This window comes from Ectobacillus sp. OTK (genome assembly GCF_059698935.1).
The window spans coordinates 292,382-312,870 of the sequence record NZ_AP048547.1 but is presented as its reverse complement, the minus strand read 5'-3'; the positions used below and the strand labels follow the sequence as shown (position 1 = coordinate 312,870).

Annotated in this window: 16 protein-coding genes; 5 read left to right on the top strand and 11 right to left on the bottom strand. The window is 40.5% G+C overall.

Annotated features, from left to right (window positions below; all coding sequences use genetic code 11):
• Positions 1 to 77 precede the first annotated feature (77 nt).
• Positions 78 to 1,622, top strand: coding sequence for a gluconokinase (gene gntK, locus AC6HZ4_RS01685; protein ID WP_497493292.1), 1,545 nt, complete (start codon positions 78 to 80; stop codon positions 1,620 to 1,622).
• 269 nt (positions 1,623 to 1,891) lie between these two features.
• Here the strand turns inward: gntK and AC6HZ4_RS01680 are convergent, their stop codons facing one another.
• The 10 genes from AC6HZ4_RS01680 to pruA form a co-directional block, all read right to left on the bottom strand.
• Positions 1,892 to 2,782: a sugar phosphate isomerase/epimerase family protein gene (locus AC6HZ4_RS01680; RefSeq protein ID WP_497493291.1), complete on the bottom strand. Its 891-nt coding sequence runs from the start codon at positions 2,780 to 2,782 to the stop codon at positions 1,892 to 1,894.
• A gap of 45 nt (positions 2,783 to 2,827) precedes the next feature.
• Entirely contained in the window at positions 2,828 to 4,018 is a 1,191-nt protein-coding gene (locus AC6HZ4_RS01675; protein WP_497493290.1) for an MFS transporter, read from the bottom strand.
• A 305-nt stretch (positions 4,019 to 4,323) separates the two neighbouring features.
• Positions 4,324 to 5,799, bottom strand: coding sequence for an NCS1 family nucleobase:cation symporter-1 (locus AC6HZ4_RS01670; protein WP_497493289.1), 1,476 nt, complete (start codon positions 5,797 to 5,799; stop codon positions 4,324 to 4,326).
• A gap of 536 nt (positions 5,800 to 6,335) precedes the next feature.
• Complete coding sequence (locus AC6HZ4_RS01665) at positions 6,336 to 7,787, bottom strand: DEAD/DEAH box helicase (RefSeq protein ID WP_497493288.1); 1,452 nt, start codon at positions 7,785 to 7,787, stop codon at positions 6,336 to 6,338.
• 6 nt (positions 7,788 to 7,793) lie between these two features.
• Entirely contained in the window at positions 7,794 to 8,414 is a 621-nt protein-coding gene (locus AC6HZ4_RS01660) for a class I SAM-dependent methyltransferase (RefSeq protein ID WP_497493287.1), read from the bottom strand.
• A gap of 32 nt (positions 8,415 to 8,446) precedes the next feature.
• Complete coding sequence (gene ybaK / locus AC6HZ4_RS01655; RefSeq protein WP_497493286.1) at positions 8,447 to 8,929, bottom strand: Cys-tRNA(Pro) deacylase; 483 nt, start codon at positions 8,927 to 8,929, stop codon at positions 8,447 to 8,449.
• A gap of 297 nt (positions 8,930 to 9,226) precedes the next feature.
• Positions 9,227 to 9,370, bottom strand: a complete 144-nt coding sequence (locus AC6HZ4_RS01650) for a hypothetical protein (protein WP_497493285.1) — start codon at positions 9,368 to 9,370, stop codon at positions 9,227 to 9,229.
• 67 nt (positions 9,371 to 9,437) lie between these two features.
• Positions 9,438 to 10,730, bottom strand: coding sequence for a Glu/Leu/Phe/Val family dehydrogenase (locus AC6HZ4_RS01645; RefSeq protein ID WP_497493284.1), 1,293 nt, complete (start codon positions 10,728 to 10,730; stop codon positions 9,438 to 9,440).
• A gap of 45 nt (positions 10,731 to 10,775) precedes the next feature.
• Positions 10,776 to 11,978, bottom strand: a complete 1,203-nt coding sequence (locus tag AC6HZ4_RS01640) for an ornithine--oxo-acid transaminase (protein WP_497495564.1) — start codon at positions 11,976 to 11,978, stop codon at positions 10,776 to 10,778.
• Positions 11,979 to 12,004: 26 nt separating this feature from the next.
• Positions 12,005 to 13,552: an L-glutamate gamma-semialdehyde dehydrogenase gene (gene pruA, locus AC6HZ4_RS01635; protein WP_497493283.1), complete on the bottom strand. Its 1,548-nt coding sequence runs from the start codon at positions 13,550 to 13,552 to the stop codon at positions 12,005 to 12,007.
• 293 nt (positions 13,553 to 13,845) lie between these two features.
• Between pruA and AC6HZ4_RS01630 the strand changes: the two genes are divergently transcribed.
• Entirely contained in the window at positions 13,846 to 15,204 is a 1,359-nt protein-coding gene (locus tag AC6HZ4_RS01630; RefSeq protein WP_497495563.1) for a sigma-54 interaction domain-containing protein, read from the top strand.
• 252 nt (positions 15,205 to 15,456) lie between these two features.
• On the opposite strand, the gene AC6HZ4_RS01625 is transcribed toward AC6HZ4_RS01630, so the two are convergent.
• On the bottom strand, positions 15,457 to 16,911 hold the full coding sequence (locus tag AC6HZ4_RS01625) for an aminotransferase class I/II-fold pyridoxal phosphate-dependent enzyme (RefSeq protein WP_497495562.1): 1,455 nt from the start codon (positions 16,909 to 16,911) through the stop codon (positions 15,457 to 15,459).
• A gap of 473 nt (positions 16,912 to 17,384) precedes the next feature.
• Here AC6HZ4_RS01625 and AC6HZ4_RS01620 point away from each other — a divergent pair, with 473 nt between their 5' ends.
• The 3 genes from AC6HZ4_RS01620 to AC6HZ4_RS01610 all read left to right on the top strand — a co-directional run bounded on the left by AC6HZ4_RS01620 (position 17,385) and on the right by AC6HZ4_RS01610 (position 20,281).
• Positions 17,385 to 18,659 (top strand): MFS transporter, encoded by a 1,275-nt coding sequence (locus tag AC6HZ4_RS01620; RefSeq protein ID WP_497493282.1) that lies wholly within the window; start codon positions 17,385 to 17,387, stop codon positions 18,657 to 18,659.
• A 62-nt stretch (positions 18,660 to 18,721) separates the two neighbouring features.
• Positions 18,722 to 20,014, top strand: coding sequence for a hypothetical protein (locus AC6HZ4_RS01615; RefSeq protein WP_497493281.1), 1,293 nt, complete (start codon positions 18,722 to 18,724; stop codon positions 20,012 to 20,014).
• Positions 20,015 to 20,032: 18 nt separating this feature from the next.
• Positions 20,033 to 20,281, top strand: a complete 249-nt coding sequence (locus tag AC6HZ4_RS01610) for a DUF362 domain-containing protein (RefSeq protein WP_497493280.1) — start codon at positions 20,033 to 20,035, stop codon at positions 20,279 to 20,281.
• The last annotated feature ends 208 nt before the right edge of the window (positions 20,282 to 20,489 follow it).

The following is a 20,489-nucleotide window of genomic DNA, read 5'->3' as shown; positions in this document are numbered from 1 at the left end:
CTACAAACGATGATGCAGCAGAAGACCGCTAAGCGTGTATATACGATCACATGCTGTATAGATAGGAGATTATACTTATGAAGCAAACTGGATATATGTTAGGTGTCGATATCGGAACAACCAGCACGAAAGCAGTACTTTTCTCAAAGGATGGCACAGTGATTTCCCATCATACCGTTGGGTACCCTTTATTAACTCCAACGCCTTTAACTGCTGAGCAAAATCCTGACGAGATTTACAAGGCGGTATTAGAAACAATCAAAGAGGCAATTGGGCAAAGTTCGATTCGCCAAGAGGAGCTTCTTTGCGTTTCATTCAGCTCAGCTATGCATAGTGTCATTGCAATTGACGAATCCGGGAAACCGCTTACGAACTGTATCACCTGGGCGGATAACAGAAGCACAAAGTGGGCTGAAGCTATTAAGGAGAAGTGGAATGGCCATAGTATTTACATGCGCACAGGAACACCGATTCATCCAATGTCGCCATTATGCAAAATTCGTTGGATAAAGGAAGAAAAGCCAGAGATTTTCTCCAAGGCTTTTAAGTTTATCTCCATTAAAGAATATGTATTTTATCAACTATTTAAAGAATTTGTAGTCGATCATTCCATCGCTTCTGCCACTGGTATGATGAACTTACACAACCTAGATTGGGATGAGGAAGCGCTTGAGGTAGCTGGAATTACAAGAGCTCACCTATCTAAACTCGTTCCTACCACTTATTACTTCGATGGACTCGAGGAAACAGTTGCACAGGAGCTGGGAATTTCTTCTTCTACCCCTTTTGTCATTGGGGCAAATGATGGTGTACTATCCAATCTTGGCGTAAACGCCATTGATCCTGGAGTTGTAGCCGTAACAATTGGGACAAGCGGAGCAATTCGCACCGTAACAGACCGGCCTGTTACAGATCCGAAAGGACGTATTTTCTGTTACGCCTTAACAGAAAATCACTGGGTCATCGGCGGACCTGTGAATAATGGCGGCATGACATTCCGCTGGGTACGGGATACAATCGCTTCTGCTGAGGTCGAAACGGCAAAAAGCTTAGGGGTGGATCCGTACGAAGTACTCACTAGAATTGCAACCCGTGTTTCTCCTGGTGCAGACGGATTGCTGTTCCATCCGTATTTAGCTGGCGAACGAGCACCATTATGGAACGCAAATGCTAGAGGATCCTTCTTTGGTCTAAGCCTGCATCACAAAAAAGAGCATATGATTCGTGCTGTATTAGAAGGTGTAATTTTTAACCTCTACAGCGTTTTGCTCGCACTTGAGGAGCAGATTGGTACGCCGAAAAAGGTACAAGCAACTGGCGGCTTTGCACGCTCAGAGCTGTGGCGCCAAATGATGGCAGATATTTTCGATCAAGAAGTAACTGTCCCGGAAAGCTTTGAAAGCTCTTGTCTCGGCGCAGCTATTCTTGGCCTATATGCTCTAAAAGAAATTGACTCCCTCCGTGTTGTTTCCAACATGGTAGGAGCTACCCATACACATCGACCTATAAAAGAGCATGTTGAAGTGTATCGTGAATTAGTTTCTATTTTCCTTCGTGTCTCTCGTAAGCTGAATGAAGAGTACAATGCTATTGCAGATTTTCAAAGAAAAACATTAGGTTAATTGAAAAAATATAAAAGAGTTGGTTTGCGCTTTGAACCAACTCTTTTTAGTTCCCTTAGTAAAGAAAACTTGCTGATTAGCGGGCTGTTAGGCGAAGACAGAAGCGTAGCTGCACTTACACTGTATTCCTAAAATTTCCTGCTTCGTCGAATTCGCTTCTAGATGGAAATGTATACTTTCTTACAAGTGTAAGAAAAAACAGACTGCGGAGAACATCTTCTCCACAGCCTGGATTTCTATGATTAACGCAGGTTAGCTATACTCTCATATTAAATATTTAATCCTTCTTTAATAGATTTCAGATTTAATCCCTCTGTAATGGATTTCAGCGTTACTTCGTTGGACCATTCTGGTTTATCAGGGTAAGCGAATACTGAATTTGTTACAATTCCATCAAACTTCATTTCTCTTAATTTCCGATATAATGCATCAAAGTTTACTTCTCCTTCACCAGGGTTCAAATGCTGGTGAATGGTTACGTTTGCATTAGGAGGATTCACAATATATCGTAATCCAAATGCAGCTTTATGATTAAGAGTATCAGCAATGAGAACGTGAGCAAGTAAATCTCCTGCCTCGTCTAAGTGTTTCTCTACATCGCCAATACCATCATCATAAAAGAAGGCATGTGCAACAGAATATACCAGCTTAATCCAATCTTTATCCAGTGCACGAATCATTCGAATCGCTTCTGTATTTAACTCAATAAAATCGTTAGGATGAGATTGTAAATTAAGTTTAATACCTTCTCTTTCAAAAATTGGCATGAGCTCTTCCATTGATTTAACAAAAGCAGCTTCACTTTCAACCGGACAGCTTTTGTCGCCGGCAAATTCGCTGTTCATTAAATCTACTCCCAATTCAGAAGTGATTTCAATACAGCGTCTCCAATTTCTCACTGCAGCTTGACGTTCTTCTTCAATGGGTGAAGACCATTGTTGAACAGGAAGTACAGAAGAGATTTTAACACCGGCATCCAAACAATATCTTTTTAAATCCTTTATCAGCTGCTTATTAACCTTTGGATATTCATAAAACCAAATAAAATCTTTACGAGGTGATAGCTCTACATATTCATACCCTAATCTGGCAACTGCCTCGATAGTATCTTTTAAATTTGTATTATCACGATAATGTGACGGATCATATGCTAAACGCAATGTAACCTTCCCCTTTCTTTGACTGTTTGGATTTAACTGTTATCTTCATCTGTTCAGGCTCGGAACTTCATAAGTATGTTCCCTTTTTCTCCAAATAATCACTAGAGCAGTAGCTAATAATCCTAATGCCCCTGCAAAATAAAATCCGGCCTCAATTCCCATCATTGAGTTCAACATTCCCGCAAAAAACGGTCCGCCAAATATACCAAGTGCATATAACGCTTGATATCCTCCTATAGCAGTAGCCCGTTTTTCAAGCGGAATCGATTCAACTGCCATTCCTAGGAAAAGAGGGAAAAGAAGCCCTAGTGAGAACCCATTAAGTCCTTGAATAACACATAATAATCCTTTCGTATGAATTAAAGGTGTTATAAGCGTAAAGCATGTTGTTAAAAAGAAAGCTATTTCTAATGATCTCCACTTACCAAGAAGAGGAACAAGCACTCTCCCCATAAACAGGGTAGCGATAGCATGAGGAATCATAAACGAAAATACAATCATGCTAATATCACTCGTCTTAAGCCCAACACTTAATGCGTAGGCAGGGATAAAACCAAACATTGTCGTAAAAATGATACTGTGCGCCAAAATAGATAAGAAAGAAATTTTGAGTAATAACGGTTCCCGCATAACGGATGTTAAATCCTTCAGCTTAATTGGAGCCTTCGTCACTTCCTCTTTTCTCTCAAAAATAAGTAATGAAAGCGCTAAACCTGCAATACCAATTGCCCCGCCTATCCAAAAAGGAGCATGCCACCCCCATTCATTTACAACGTAACCGCTTAAACTCATCCCAAGCAGCTGTGCTAAAACGACAATGAATGAGATACTTCCCATCGCACGATGAACCTCGTGACTGGCAAAATAAGTTGGATATAGCGCGGTAAAAGCAACCCATGTAGCAGCTGCGAGCCCGGCCAATGAACGAGCTGCAAGCACCCAGCCTAAGCTATCTGTTATAGCGAATGCGAAACAACTAAACGCGCTCACTATCATTCCAAAAATCATAAATGGTTTTCTTAGCTTAGTGAGATCTGAAAAAATCCCAAGCGGCAGCCGAAATAATAGCTGCATGAGTCCATAGCTGCTTAAAACAATGCCTGTAAATGTGTACCTTCCTCCCAACGACTGCACATAAGGAGCTAAGATAGGGACATAGATAAAGTGTGAAAACCAAAGGATAAAGGAAACAACTAGAAAAATATATCTGTCTCTAGTAGGGCTAGATGTACCCAATATATCACTTCCATTCCGTTTGCAATCGATTACAAATGTTGATGCAATCGATTACATTTATGATTATAATTTATTTCACATTCATTTGCAATCGATTACATGCTAATTTTTTTACTATTTTTAATTATATTTCTAAATGGTGAGCTTTCCTATTTTATAGCAGCTGCCAGTAAAGGAGAACGGATGAATTCCATTTTAAGACTACCTTGATTGCACCAAAATCAGAATCTGGCAATAGCCGCTTCAAAAGGGCTGTAAAACAAAAAATACAGACCCAGCATAAGTGACTGGGCCTCTTAATTCCCTTATTGTACAGAAGTTGTTACATCATCTACACTGCTTTCTGATACACTTCGACTTGCAAAACGCATTAACACTACGTAGGAAACAAACCCAAAACCAATTCCTAAAAACCAGGAATACGTATACAGCACTTCCAAAGCAGGAACAACCAGACCAATAAATGATGCAGCTAAACCGATAGCGAGCGCAATAAGAGCAGCTGGATTCCAGCCATTCTTATAGGTGTACGCCCCTCGTTTTGTATAAAAAGCTGATATAGTATATTCTCTGTGTCGTACAATATAAAAGTCTGCAATCATAATTCCAGCAACCGGACCTAACGCACCGCCAATTGCACCGAGAATATTAAAAATTGTTCCGGCATTATCAAACCAAAGCCACGGCATGAAGAAAACCGCAACTACAATAGAAATCAAACCTGCCTTAACAAAGTTCAGCTTTTTCGGGAGCAGGTTTACAAGATCATACGCTGGTGAAACAACGTTCGCTGCAACGTTTACTGATAAGGTAGCAATTAAAAGAGAGAATGCACCTAAAATAAGGACAATGGGATTATCAAATTGCTGCAGTAATTCCACTGGATCCCAAATTGGTCGTCCAAAGGCGATAACTGTTCCAGAGGTAATAATAACGCTCATAAGAGAGAAGATGATAGCAGTTCCCGGCAAACCAATAGCCTGACCCACTACTTGGTCCTTTTGGCTCCGCGAAAACCGGGTAAAATCCGGAATGTTTAAAATCAAAGTCGCCCATGTTCCAACAAGCCCAGTAACTGAAATCGCGAAAACCTTCCAAAACTCTGCGCCAGACAATGTTGATTTTTCCTCAAACAGCGGTCCTAATCCATCTGCTGTATAGATTGCCCAAGCAACAAGACCAAATCCTAAAACAATAACGAGCGGTCCTGCCCAAAGCTCGAAAAACTTAACGCGATCCATTCCGTGGGAGATAATATAAGCATGCAGCACCCAAAATAACACAAGAGCAATTGCATCATTTAAGCCCATTCCAATTACATGATAGGAAGAGAGAGAAGCCCATCCTGGAATTAAAACCCCTAGAACGGCACCAACAGCTTTACTGCCGGCATAGGCTTGCACGGCGAACCAGAAGATTGCCACGAACGCCCTGACTAGTACTGGAATATGTGCTCCTTTATAGCCAAACGCAGCTCTCACTAATACAGGAAACGGCAATCCATACTTTGCTCCAGCCACACCGTTTAGCCACATCGCCACGATTAGTACGATATTAGCAACAATGACTGTACCAAGTGCTTGCCATACACTCATTCCTAGGCCAAGTAAGCTTCCTGCTGTCTCATATGCTACAATGTTATGAACCATGCCCATCCATACAGTTGAAAAGTTAATCCAGCTCCAATTCCGTTTTTCCTTTGCAACAGGGGCAAGATCCTCGTTATAAAGATCCGGATCCAGTTCTATCAGTTTACTCGTATCCTCCATCGCCTTACTCAATACAATCCCTCCCTATTCTAATGAGCTTGCAGCTGTTAGCTGCATTGTACTAAGCTGCATTCACCTCCTCGGGATATTCATTTTCAAGCGACTTCAACAAGGGAAGCAAATTTACTGAAGATTACATTATCTGATGTACATTCAGCTTATCGGATTTACTTCCCTTGTACCCTCATTTTATATATCTGACAAATATAAGTCCTAATATATGTGAGATTTTATTACACATTTTTCTAAATAGTCTGATAATATAAGTTCAGCTTCCCATTGAAGCAGCGGGAGAAAATGTATTGTTTTTAAGCGAATACAGCTCGGGTGAAGCTGATTCATTGAAGTTTTCTATGTGTTCTTCCACGCACAAGACGCTTTTTACCTTATTTGTAAGGGAGCTTATAGAAGAGAAATAAACCGTGGAAGCGAGACATCACTCAAAAGGTTATACCTTCTTGCCCTTAAATAAAAATATCCCATACGGATGAATCCACCGTATGGGATATCAGCTATACAATATTCTTCTATGTATGAAGGAAAATACGTTAGCGCTTTTTACTGCGGCTTTTATTCGCTGAGGAGGCAGTTCTTCCTCGTCCCTGTCTTCCTGGTGCAGTACCCTGCCTTTGTTTATCCCGACTGGAATAACGGGAGGTTGACCAATCTGCTTTCGCTGTACCCCTTGGCTTCTTGTCCTGTTCTGCTCTTGTGCCTTTACTGCGCTGCTCCGCTCTTGTTTTTGAAGCACCTCTTGCACTGCCCTCATTGCGCTGATCCGTTCTTGCCCTTGAGGCATCCTTGCTGCGCTGCTCTACCCCTGCTTTTGGAGCGTGCTTACCCCGCACATTCGCTCCTTCTTTTTGTTCAGCCTTCTGACCTTCCATTATTTTTCTTGGAATCGCGGACTCAATTCCTTTCTCGATAACCTCTAGCAGCTGACGATCCTTCGGTGCAACCAATGTAATTGCAACACCCTTTTCGCCAGCTCTTCCAGTGCGGCCAATTCGATGAATATAGCTCTCCGTATCAAGCGGAATATCATAGTTAAAGACGTGTGTTACACCTTCTACATCAAGTCCGCGTGCTGCCACATCCGTCGCAATTAGGTATTGTATTTCCGCGTCGCGAAATCTCTTCATTACCTTCTCACGCTTCGCCTGAGATAGATCCCCGTGCAATTCATCAGAATTATAGCCATGTTCCCGCAAGGCTGCCTGCAATGTGCTTGCTCGTCGCTTTGTCCGGCAAAAAATAATCGCCAAAAATGGACGATATTGATCAAGCAGCTGCCTGAGCGTTGATTGCTTTGCCCGATCTGTTGTTTCCACAACAAGCTGCTCAATATCACGCAGTGTCACTTCCTCACTTTGGATGCGTACATCCTTCGGGCTATTCATATATTTCCTTGCAAGCTTACGGACCTCAGCAGGCATCGTAGCGGAGAACAAGGCTGTTTGTCTATCTTCAGGAGTCTTTCTAATAATCTCCTCCACATCTCCTAAAAAGCCAATGTGCAGCATTTGATCTGCCTCATCAAGCACAAGCATTGATACTTGCGACAAGTCTACTGTACCGCGCCGCATATGGTCGAGAAGCCGCCCCGGTGTAGCAACAACAATCTGGGTTGCCCCCTTTAGCCTTTTCATCTGCTGCTCCACATCCTGCCCGCCGTATACAGCAAGCACATGAACACCCTCTACATAAGCAAGCAGCTTTTTAATTTCACTTGTAATTTGCACAGCCAGCTCCCGCGTCGGCGTAACGATTAAAGCTTGTACATGCGGTTCGTCCGGCTTAACCCTTTCCAGCATTGGAAGAACAAACGCCAACGTCTTTCCGGTTCCTGTCTGCGCCTGTGCCACTACATCTCTTCCCTCTAGCAAGAATGGAATCGCCCACTCCTGCACCGGCGTTGGCTGAACAAGCCCATGCGAACGCAGCGCCTTTTGTAGCTGATGACCAAGGCCAAGCTGTATAAAATCTGTCAAAATCTTCACTCCTTCTTATTTGGTACACACTGCAACGCCAATAAAATAACGAACATTCTCCCTTGGTTTTTCAAAGGTTACCCCTCTTTGATAATACATCTCCATATTGGAAAAACGGGTGAAGAGCTCCTCAAACTCTTCAGGTGTAAGCTGATGAACATGAAATGGCTCGCTCGTAGGCATTCCCCTGCCTCTCCCAAATGGACTTGATAAGATAAGCATGCCACCAGGCTTTAGCATTCGATATAAGTTATCCATAAACAATTGATCATTCTGTACATGTTCAATTGTTTCAAAGCTTAAAATTGTGTCAAACATCCCAAGCTTCTCTGGAAGCTCTGGATCTAATGCATCTCCTTGGATGTATCTTACCTTCTGATGATTATATTCCCGATTTGCATACAAAACTGTTTCCTGATCCACATCGACACCGATAACTTCATGAACCTCTCGTTTTCGATCCTTCGCTATCATATGACAGCCATACCCTGTCCCACATGCAATATCTAGTACTCTCCCCTTTATATAGGGAATCGCAAAATAATAACGGGCAATATGCTCAAGCAGCATCCCATTCATTGGCTTCATTAATTTCGGAATAATTCGTTCTCCAGTCCATTCCAACCTTATCACCATGTTTCCTTCATTTTCTCATACAGAAGCTTCTATTATACAGACTTTCGAACATCATATATAACAGCTTCTGTAACAGCCCGTAAATCCTCTACGCTTAACTCGATCTGCATCCCAATTTTCCCGCCGCTTACTACTATACTAGAAAGCACTGCGGCACTCTCATCAATAAAGGTAGGATACATCTTTTTCATTCCGATTGGCGAGCAGCCGCCGCGAATGTAGCCTGTCCACTTTTGAATGTCTTTAACAGGCAGCATTTCCAACTTCTTTTCCCCCGCTGCCTTTGCTGCTTTTTTTAAATCCAGTTCAGCTTCGACCGGAATGATGAATACATATAAATTCTTTGTCTGTCCTTGTGTAACAAGTGTTTTATATACAATTGACGGATCCTTGCCAACCTTTCTTGCAACAGATACACCGTCAATTTGTCCATCATCGTTATTGTACGTCATAACGTTATAAATAATTTTTTTCGCATCTAAAATACGCATTGCATTTGTTTTTCCTTGTGCCATTTTGTTTCTCCTTTTTCAATTACTTACCTCTATGTTTATATTTTATCCTAAATTGTACTCTTTTTTCTTATCCTCTTCCTAGTTAATTGTTTCACGAGTACACACCACGCCCTATTAATATTGTTTTACCGACTTATAAATGATTATCGCCTTCATATGCAGGCTATCCTTTACTAGAACTCTCTAGAAGAAAAAACAGAATGAGCAGCATGAATCCAAAAGGAAAAGGGCAAGCCTCATAGCAGCTTACCCTTCTACTTATTATTTTCCCCTCCACACTATATTATTGCAGGATGATCATAACGAAATGAGAGACTCACAAATTACCTCGGACAAAATTCTACATCCTTGTATGCTTTCATATGCTTCCTTTGCTTCCTTCTCAGTTTCAAACTCAAACATTTCAATATCGTTCTTTACATAAACGGTGATGACCCACATGAAAGAGTTCCTCCTACTTCGTTATTTCTCTACCTTCTGCATACTAAAAAGACAGGAGTTTTATGACTTAAATCCAGCCTCTAAAGCGAGTTGCTTCGGCTGTTTTCCGGATACCTATCATATAGGCTGCCATACGCATATTGACTTGATGCGCTTGTGCCGTTTCAAAAACCTCTTTGAAGGAATCTACCATTACACGTTGCAATTTCCCATAAATCTCCTCCTCTGACCAATAATACCCTTGATTGTTTTGTACCCATTCAAAATATGAAACTGTCACACCACCTGCACTTGCTAATATATCAGGAACAAGCAAAATACCCCGCTCCGTCAATATAGTTGTCGCCTCAAGTGTTGTCGGCCCATTGGCTGCTTCGACAATAATAGATGCCTTTATGCGATGTGCATTTTGTACTGTAATTTGATTCGACACAGCAGCCGGTACTAAAATATCACAATCAAGTTCGAGCAGTTCTTCATTAGAAATTGTATCTTGAAAGAGCTGTGAGATCATCCCAAAGCTGTCACGGCGATCAAGCAAATACGGGATATCTAATCCATCAGGGTCATACAATCCCCCGTGCACGTCCGAAATCCCAACTACTTTCGCACCCGCATCGTACATAAACTTCGCAAGGAAGCTTCCGGCATTCCCAAAGCCTTGCACAACAATGCGCGCATCCTGCAGCCGCAGATTTCTTCTTTTTAATGCCTCTTCAATACAAATAGCCACACCTCGTGCCGTAGCCGTTTCCCGTCCGTGCGATCCGCCCAGCACAATTGGTTTACCTGTAATGAAGCCAGGGGAATCAAATTCGCGAAGGCGGCTGTATTCATCCATCATCCAAGCCATAATTTGGGAATTTGTATACACATCGGGTGCTGGTATATCTTTTGTTGGTCCAACGATTTGACTAACAGCCCGGACATACCCGCGGCTGAGCCGTTCGAGTTCACCGAAGGACATTTTTCTTGGATCGCAAATAATGCCGCCTTTCCCCCCTCCATACGGCAGGTTAGTAATCCCGCACTTTAAAGTCATCCAAATGGATAGTGCCTTTACTTCCTCCTCCGTCACCTCAGGGTGAAAGCGGACCCCTCCCTTGGTCGGGCCTACAGCATCATTATGCTGTGAACGGAAACCAGTGAAAACTCGGATTGAACCATCGTCCATCTTTACAGGTATACGGACAGTAAACATACGAATTGGTTCTTTCAACAGTTCAAATACTTCATTTCCATATCCTAGCTTTGTAAGTGCTTCTTTAATAACCTGTTGTGTAGAGAAAAATAAATCATCAGACCCATCCTTCTCCTTTTCCTGCTTGAGTACCTCTTCCTTCGTTTTTACAGCCGACATACACTTCACCTCATTTATAATAGAATACAAGCTCCCTTTGCGTCATTACTGAGATAATACACTGTAAATTTTATTAATTGCCCAATCAAGCTCGGCCTCGGAAATGGTAAGCGGCGGTGCAAAGCGGATGACAGTACTATGTGTCTCTTTACAAAGCAGCCCTTTTTCCTTCAGTTTTTCACAGTAAGGTCTAGCCGCTTCATGGAGCTCCACACCAATAAACAAGCCTCTTCCTCTTACTTCCTTAATAATCGGGTTTGGAATTTGGAGCAACTTTTGTTTAAAGTACTCCCCTAATTTCAGAGAGCGGTCTGCTAGATTTTCCTCCTCCAGTACTTCAAGTGCTGCAATTGATACCGCACAAGCAAGCGGATTTCCGCCAAATGTGGACCCGTGAGAACCCGGATTAAACACACGTAAAATTTCTTTATCTGCTGCAACGCAGGAAATTGGAAATACACCGCCGCCAAGCGCCTTTCCTAAAATTAAGATATCAGGAGTGATATCCTCCCACTCGTAAGCAAACATTTTTCCCGTACGCGCTAGGCCGACCTGGATCTCATCCGCAATGAACAAGACATTATTTTCCTTGCATATATCAAAAGCAGCTTTTACAAATCCAGCAGGCGGTATTATAATTCCTGCTTCTCCCTGAATCGGCTCAAGTAAAAATGCTGCAGTGTCGGGTTTAATGGCTGCCCGTAATGCTTCTATATCTCCGTATGGAACTAATGTGATACCTGGCAGCATTGGACCAAATCCCCTCTTATATTCCGCCTCCGAGGAAAGTGAGACGGCAGCCATTGTGCGGCCATGAAAGTTACCCGTACACGCGATAATTTCAGCACAATTCTCTTCGATCCCCTTTACCTCATACCCCCAGCGCCGCGCTGCTTTTATTGCAGTTTCCACTGCTTCAGCACCGGTATTCATTGGCAGGGCCATACTTTTGCCTGTTAGCTTGCAAATTTTTTCATACCATGGACCGAGCTGATCATTATAAAATGCACGGGATGTTAAGGTTACACGGTCTGCCTGGTTCTTCAATGCCTGAATGATTCTTGGGTGCCGATGTCCCTGATTAACCGCGGAATACGCACTTAACATATCCATATACTTGTTGCCTTCTGGATCCGTTACCCATACACCCTCTGCCCTCGAAATAACAATTGGCAGCGGATGATAGTTGTTCGCTCCATATTGCTCCGTCTGATTAATGATGTTGTTTGTATTTGCTACTGTTTTCATCATATATTCCCTTCCCCCTTTAAATTTTAAAAAGTTTCTGATGTTGTTTTTGCCTGCATATGAAGAAGCAAGTAATCAGGGCTGCCTGCTTTAGAATCCGTACCTGACATATTAAATCCCCCAAATGGCTGGTATCCAACAATTGCCCCGGTACACCCGCGGTTAAAGTATAGATTTCCGACATGAAACTCCTGACGGGCCCGTTCGATGTGCTCCCGATTATTTGAGATGAGTGCACCTGTAAGACCGTATTCTGTATTATTCGCAATATCCATCATGTGGTCAAAATCTCTTGCTTTACAAAATGCTACAACCGGGCCAAAAATTTCTTCCTGCATCAGACGGGATTTTTCCTCTACATCTGCAAAAATAGTAGGCTGAATGAAATAGCCGCTTGCATCATCCCCTTCGCCTCCTGTCATAAGTCTGCCTTCCTGCTTGCCAATTTCTATATAACTCATAATCTTCTTATAAGATCTTTCATCAATAACAGGCCCCATATACGTATTTGCATCTTCCGGACTACCGACTGTTAATGTTTTGGTTAAGGCTACAGCCTTCTCCAGCACTTCGTCGTACACGTCCTGATGGATAACGGCCCTTGAGCCGGCAGAACATTTCTGTCCAGAAAAACCAAATGCAGAATATACAATAGATGATGCTGCTACATCTAAGTCTGCATCCTTATCTACAACAACTGTGTCCTTGCCTCCCATCTCTGCAATGACACGCTTAAGCCAAATCTGTCCCGGGTTCACTTTTGCAGCACGTTCGTAAATACGACAGCCTACCTCACGTGATCCGGTGAAGGAAATAAAGCGAGTTTTTGGATGATCTACAAGATACTCCCCAACTTTGCCTCCTGCACCAGGGGCAAAATTCAATACTCCTGCTGGAAGCCCTGCTTCTTCCATAAGCTCCACAAATTTAGCTGCAATGACTGGTGTTGCATTCGCTGGCTTTAAAACAACTGTATTTCCCGTAACAATGGCTGCTACCGTTGTTCCAGCCATAATGGCAAGAGGAAAGTTAAATGGCGAAATGATAATTCCTACACCCAGTGGAATGTAGAAGAATGTATTTTGTTCCCCCGGACGGCTATTTACGGGAACACCATGCTGCAGCTTCACCATTTGACGTGCATAATACTCTAGAAAATCAATTGCTTCTGCTGTATCTGCATCTGCTTCCTTCCACGGCTTTCCTGCCTCCTTCACAAGATACGCTGAAAATTCATGTTTCCGGCGGCGCAGAATGGCTGCAGCACGAAATAAAATGTTGGCACGATGCTGCGGATCCCACTTCTTCCAGCTTTCAAATGCTGCTAGTGCGGCTTGCATTGCCTGTTCCGCTAAATTCTCATCAGCCATAGACACAATGCCGATAATCTCTTCCTTATTGGCTGGATTTCTCGAAATAGTATGGTTATCTGTTTCAATGCGCTTACCGCCAATTACAAGTGGGTATGATGCACCAAGCTGAGCTTGGACATATGATAATGCCTCTTGAAATGCTTTTACATTTTCTTCTCTTGTAAAATCTGTAAATGGTTCATGTGAATATGGAAATGACATACGTTTGGCCCCCTAATATTTTGGTTTCACTATTTTATAAAGCAATTTTCATGCCAACTTTGAAACATAGAAAATATACATTCTTTTCAGAACACACACGCAAAAAACGCAATATTTTTTTGCTTATAATTATTTATTTTTTAAAAAGCGCAAAAATATTTTGCGTTAAGGAAGTATGTTTGGTTAAATAGTAGGAAAGAGATACTTAGATAGAGGGGTATAGGTCCATGGCAGAACATTCTAAGCAATCTATACAGCATTTAAAGTACATAAATCGTGTATATGAGAGAATTATGAACGAGATAGATATAGGCTTACATGCAGTTGATGAAACAGGAACAACGATCATTTATAACAAGAAAATGATGCAAATGGAATCAATGGATAGCAAGGATGTGTTAAATAAGGACTTACTAGATGTATTCGTATTTAAAGAGGAAGGGAGCACATTGGTTCGGGCTGTACAGCAGGGAAAAGAGACTTTAAATGTAAAGCAAACGTATTTCAACAACAAGGGGAAGAAAATTACAACAATTAACAATACATTTCCAATTATAGAAGATGGAAAAATTTGCGGCGCTGTTGAGATCGCTAAGGACGTAACAAAGATGGAGCAATTAATAGGCAGTATGAAAAAGAAGGGAAGCACAAGGTTTACCTTCGAAAACATTATCGGAGACAGCCCCTGCCTCAAGGAGGTTATTGAAAATGCAATACGTGCAACGCGTACCTCTTCTTATGTACTCATCGTTGGAGAAACTGGAACAGGAAAAGAGTTATTTGCCCAAAGCATTCATAATGGAAGTGCCCGGGCGTCTGGACCATTTATTTCACAAAATTGCGCCGCTCTTCCTGATAATTTAATAGAGGGACTCCTGTTTGGTACAAAGCGTGGTGCATTCACAGGTGCCCTTGACCACCCGGGCCTATTCGAACAAGCGCAAGGAGGTACATTGCTGCTCGATGAGATTAACTCCTTAAACCCAAACCTGCAGGCAAAGCTGCTGCGTGTGCTGCAGGAGAAAACAATCAGACGTATTGGTGATACAAAGGATACACCTATTGATGTCCGTATTATCGCAAATATTAATGAAGACCCGATCGATGCTATTGCTAATAACCATTTGCGTAAAGATTTATATTACCGACTGGGTGTCGTAACATTATTTATTCCTCCTTTACGGGAACGAAAGGAAGATATTCCCCTTTTGGCACAAAGCTTTATTGAAAAATATAATTCCTTGTTTCAAATGGATGTAAAAGGCTTAACAGATGAGGTTCTTCAATTATTTTCTAAATACGATTGGCCTGGTAATGTACGCGAACTAGAGCATGTAATTGAGGCAGCTATGAACTTCGTAGCAGATGAAGATGTTATTCAGTATTCCCACTTACCGTTTCAGTATCGCAGCCGCATACAGGCAAAGGAACAGGCTGCAACTGTTCCAAATACTAAATCATTTATTAATGAGGATCTAGATATTACAGTCAACTTAAAGGATCAGCTAGAGTTGTTTGAAAGACATTATATCGAGCATATACTGCGTAAAAGCAGCTACAACATCTCGCACGCGGCAAAGCTGCTCGGTCTAAGCCGCCAAAGCTTGCAATATCGGATGAAAAAGCTGAACATTACACTTAATGGAAGATAGTTCTACAGGACACGGCTCTCCTTATAACAGTACAGAAAAGCGACCTGTCAAAACAGATCGCTTTTCTTTGCATAAGTATATTAATAGCTTACTTGCTCTGCGAATACAGGAGGAGACTTTAATCTCCTTCCCGTCGATATTTGTCACCGTCAGCTGTTTCACTTCTTATAGCTATCTTTCCAAATCATACCAGAAGTATTAAGAGGAAGGATGGGGCTTAAAATATCGATATGTCTGACGGGATTTATATAGTTATTTTACCACCTTCACGGTATGAATGGATGGGTCTTCTGATCCCTGTACCGGAAGTCCGGCATCAATACAGTCACGAATATATTCAAAGTTATCCATGGTGATGACTTCACCCGGTAGAAGTACAGGAATACCTGGCGGATATACCATTATTGACTCAGCTATCACTCGTCCTATTGCCTTTTCAAATGGAATCTGTTCTACATCAGCATAAAAAGCTTCGCGAGGGGTCATAGCAAGTTCAGGAATATCTGGAACCTTTACCTCGATTGGGTTGGTAAAATTTATGCCATAAAGTCGATTTGAAATTATCTGAAGTGCATGGACTAATTCATCTAATTCTTTTTCTCCATGACCAAGGGAAACAATGCAAAGTATATTGTATAGGTCTGAAAGCTCGACTTCAATATTAAACTCCTCACGAAGCAACCTTTCCATATCAATCCCCATAATACCTAGATCTTTGACATTGATGCACAGTTTTGTTGGATCAAAAGCATAACGCGAACTACTATCGCCTATAATTTCAGCACCAAAGCAGTATAAACCTGGAATTTCATTAATTTTTTCACGTGTCCTATGGGCTAGTTTAATCGATCGGTCTATCATCTCTCTGCCCTTTGTCGCTAATTGTTTACGTGCAACATCAAGAGATGAAAGGAGAAGATAGGATGTGCTAGTGGTGGTTAACATTGAGATGATTGCTTGTACACGTCCAGGATTAACCAACCCTTCTCGTACATTGATTACACTTGTTTGGGTTAAAGAACCGCCAAGCTTGTGAACACTGGTAGAAGCAATGTCGGCCCCAGCCTCCATAGCAGACAAAGGGAGCTCCTCATGGAAATTAGTATGAACTCCCTGGGCTTCATCCACAAGAACAGGAATATTTCTAGAGTGAGCAATATCTATAATTGACTTAAGATCTGTCGATACACCAAAGTAAGTGGGATTAATTATTAGAACCCCTTTTGCATCAGGATGCTCATTCAGTGTATCCCGTACAGTTCCAACACTTACTCCATGGCAAATTCCAAATTGAAAATCCACTTCAGGCGTCATAAATACAGGAACAGCTCCAGACAGGATAATACCTGTAATGACAGATTTGTGTACATTACGTGGAACCAAAATTTTATCTCCTGGCTTACATACACTCATAACCATTGTAATGATAGCACCACTAGTCCCTTGAACACTAAAAAAAGTATGATCAGCCTTGAATGCATTGGCAGCAAGAACCTGAGCTTCACGGATAATACCATGCGGACTGTGAAGATCATCTAGAGGGGCAATATTTATTAAATCAATAGAAAGAGCATTTTCTCCAATAAAATTTTTGAACTCTTCCTCCATTCCTGAACCTTTGATATGACCCGGAATATGAAATTGTAGAGGCTTTCTTTTCACATGGTTAAGAACGCCAGTAAATAGGGGCGTAAGTTCTTGGTTCATATAGTCAAGGACGCCAGTAGATAGGGGCGCAAGTTGTTGATTCACATTCTCACCTCAATAATTTATAACTAAAAAATATTTGAGCAACGAATAGAAATTTTATCATATGGAGGTTATTTTTGTAAATAAAATTTGAATTAAAATAAATTTTAATGAATTAATATAAAATACTCATTGTTATAAAATTCACATTATGTTAGAATTTTCCCTGTCAATAATCAAAAAATGGTAAATTTAACCTAATTTTTCATGCATGAAGGCGCTTTTTTATACGTCTTACTAACTATATTTGAACTAAATAGGAGGGAGTTACACATCTAAAAATCCATAATTTACCTTAGCAATGGTTTGGAGCAGCATGTATTCAATCTTTTAGAAGGGAGTTTGTTAAAAGTTCTCAAAGGCAATTTTAGATTTTCAATTCTAAGTTCTTTAAACACATTATAAATATAGTAAGCTGGGGATATATCAAAATGACTTCTTATGAAAATAATCAAGGATATTTAAAACTTCTAAAAAACAATAAACCTTTTTCATTCCTTTTCTTAAGTCAGATTATGACAAATTCAGCAGATGGTCTTTTTACCGTTCTCGTGACTTTTTTAGCTCTTCAAATGAAGATCTCTTCTGCTGAATTAGGTATTATTACTTTTTGCACAGTGCTGCCACGAGGGATTTTTGGTTTTATTTCGGGATTTATTTCGGATCGCTTCAATCGAAGAAAGGTACTGATTGTTGTTGATTTGTTACGCTGCTTGTTTACTATTGCATTTCTTATGTTGTATATAAGCGGAAATGTTACTTTTTTAGAATTAGCTTGCTTCACCTTCATTATAAACGGACTATATTCGTTTATTATACCAGCAAGCAAATCTTATCTCCCTTCACTAACAACCAAGGAAAATCTACAATTGTCTAATGGTTTGATTCAAACGGTTGTTTGGCCAGCATTTTTTCTAGGATCAGGATTAGCGGGGATACTACAGACAAAAGTGGACTATACCATTTTAGTGTTAGTCAATGCTATTATGTATGCTCTCTCAGTTTTTTCATTACTCATGATTAGAACTACACTGAAAGAAAGAACTCAACAAACTAAAGCAAAATTATCCTTTGTCTCTGACTTTATGAATGGGTACCTGGCGTTAAAAGAGAATAGCTCTCTCCATTTCCGGGTAATATTGTATGGGGTATTTACATTTTTTTGGAGAGGGATTCTAAATGTCGGGTTACCGTTGTTCATTACAGATCAACTTCACGTAAAAGTTGGACTATTTGGTATCCTAATGGCTGTCAATGGTATAGGTGAATTTATCTGGAATTTAGTTATAGGTAAAAGAAAATTACGCAATCAGATCTTTACATCCTTTACAGGTGAAATGATTTTTGGGATTGCAGCTGTTGGAATTGCAATATCAGCTTTTCTTCCCGGATCTTTATGGTTTGTAATATTTTTTGTTTTCCTTATTGGAATTGCCGCTTCTACCGTTGACATTCCCTTAGTAACAGCAATCCAGCTAAATATTCCTGAAGACCACACTGGAAAAGCATTCAGTTATTGGCAAACCTTATCTGTAATAGGGGGTTCCTTGGGAAGTTTGTTTATAGGTACACTATATCAACATATCGGATCTATCAATACTTTTGGATTAAGCGGTATATTTCTAATAATGTTTAGTAGTTCTTGCCTAATATGGATTTATAGAAAGGAATTAGTTAGTACGAAACGAAAAGATAAAATCTCTTAAAAGAGAATTATGGATTATCGGGATATTGTTTTGAAATGTCATTTAATAAGGGGCTGTTTCACGTGAATACAATAGAACAAACAATAGTAGATAAAAACAAATATTATCAATATTTTCTTCGTGAGATTACTGAAGCAAAAAATTTTTGGTGGTTAAATTTAGAACTCAAATCAGAAGGCGTTACTCCACATCAGTGGAGTGTAAATGGACAAACGGTTACCTTTAAGGAGTTAATTCGCTATATGGAGGATTACAGGGCTGGGAAATATCAAAAGTTGACCGATCCTTATGAAACCCTGCTTGTCTCTATCTATGTACTTTATAAGTCCGGGTGTTTTTTTGCAGAAATTACAAACACAGAAGTTTCATGGAGCTCAATCGAACAATTTTTAGATACAAAAATCAAGGAATTCTGTAAATATCAAGATACCTATAACCTAGAGACTCTTCTTGCAAAGACAACTATAGAGAAAGTAGAGATACTTCCAAAGTTACGAGAGGAAGTAAGCAAAAAATACGCTTTTTACACTGATATTGATGGCAATCTAATGAATTGGTGGGAACGTATTTATGACCCTATAAATCTTACAAATGACAACATCCCTCAAGAACTTCAAGAGAAAATAAATAAATGTCTATCTAACAAAGTACAAGCAGACCCTGGTGATTACAAAGCTTTCTTTGGAGAAGCTGTACTATCCTTCCTTAGGGAAAAAGGAAATGTAGTACCACTTCTTGAAGTAATTATCCGCTATCTAATGGATGATCCAGATATTGAAGGCGCGGATTCCTCTATATTAGTAGGCCCTCGCTTTATATTGACTGATCGGCCATGGGATATGGCATCAGAGGAACACTTATTCTGCATAGTATGTATGAAGGAAAACTACAATCCACAGAGCCATGGTTTACGGGCGACTACTAAATTGGTACAAAGCATGGTAGTAACCAGAATGTTTGTAGATAAAATTAGAAAAGCACACTACTACAATCCTGATGAAATGGTTAGATATGAAAAGGCTGTAGCACATTTGGCATATCCTGATATTTCCAATTTCCAACACATCCATCAAAAGGGGCATGCTGCTGCAGGAGTGCGTGCTACATTAAGGGCCCCTATTGCAATTGATATTGCACATGACGGGAAAGTCTCAACATTTACAGGGTTCTCAGATGTACGACTGTTTCGCTCAAATAACGAGGATAGATTCAATATTAATAACTTATACAGAACCATCACCTATTCCCGTTGGATAAAATTTATTTTTGAGCTAACATTTGCTCAAGGATCTAGCTTGCACCACCAGCATACAAATCCAGATATTACATTCTTCACTGCCAGCAATAAAAAATAAATGAAAGAAGGGTTTATTGTGCCATATGTAATTACATCTGCATGTAAGGAACGTAAAGCTGGGGATTGCATTGACGTTTGTCCGGTAGATGCAATTCATTCAGATAATATCCAGTTTTATATTAACCCGGAGGTATGTATCGACTGTCAGGCTTGTGTAACAGTCTGTCCTGTGAATGCGATATATCTTGATGAATACGTACCTGAATCAGAGCAGGAATATATCCAAATTAATGCTGACTTCTTTGATAGGATAAAACAGATATAATATTATAATGATTATTTTAAAATCTATTAAATCACAGTCATCATGTCGCAGAGCTACAATGAAATGGTAAAGCCCTACATAAACAATAGTGATGGATAAGAAAATAGTATCAATTGTAAATAAACATTATTGGTCTCTAAATCTATCGCTCTTTCTTTTAACATAAGAAAAACGTGTTTAATATTTACACATCAACATAATAAAAAAA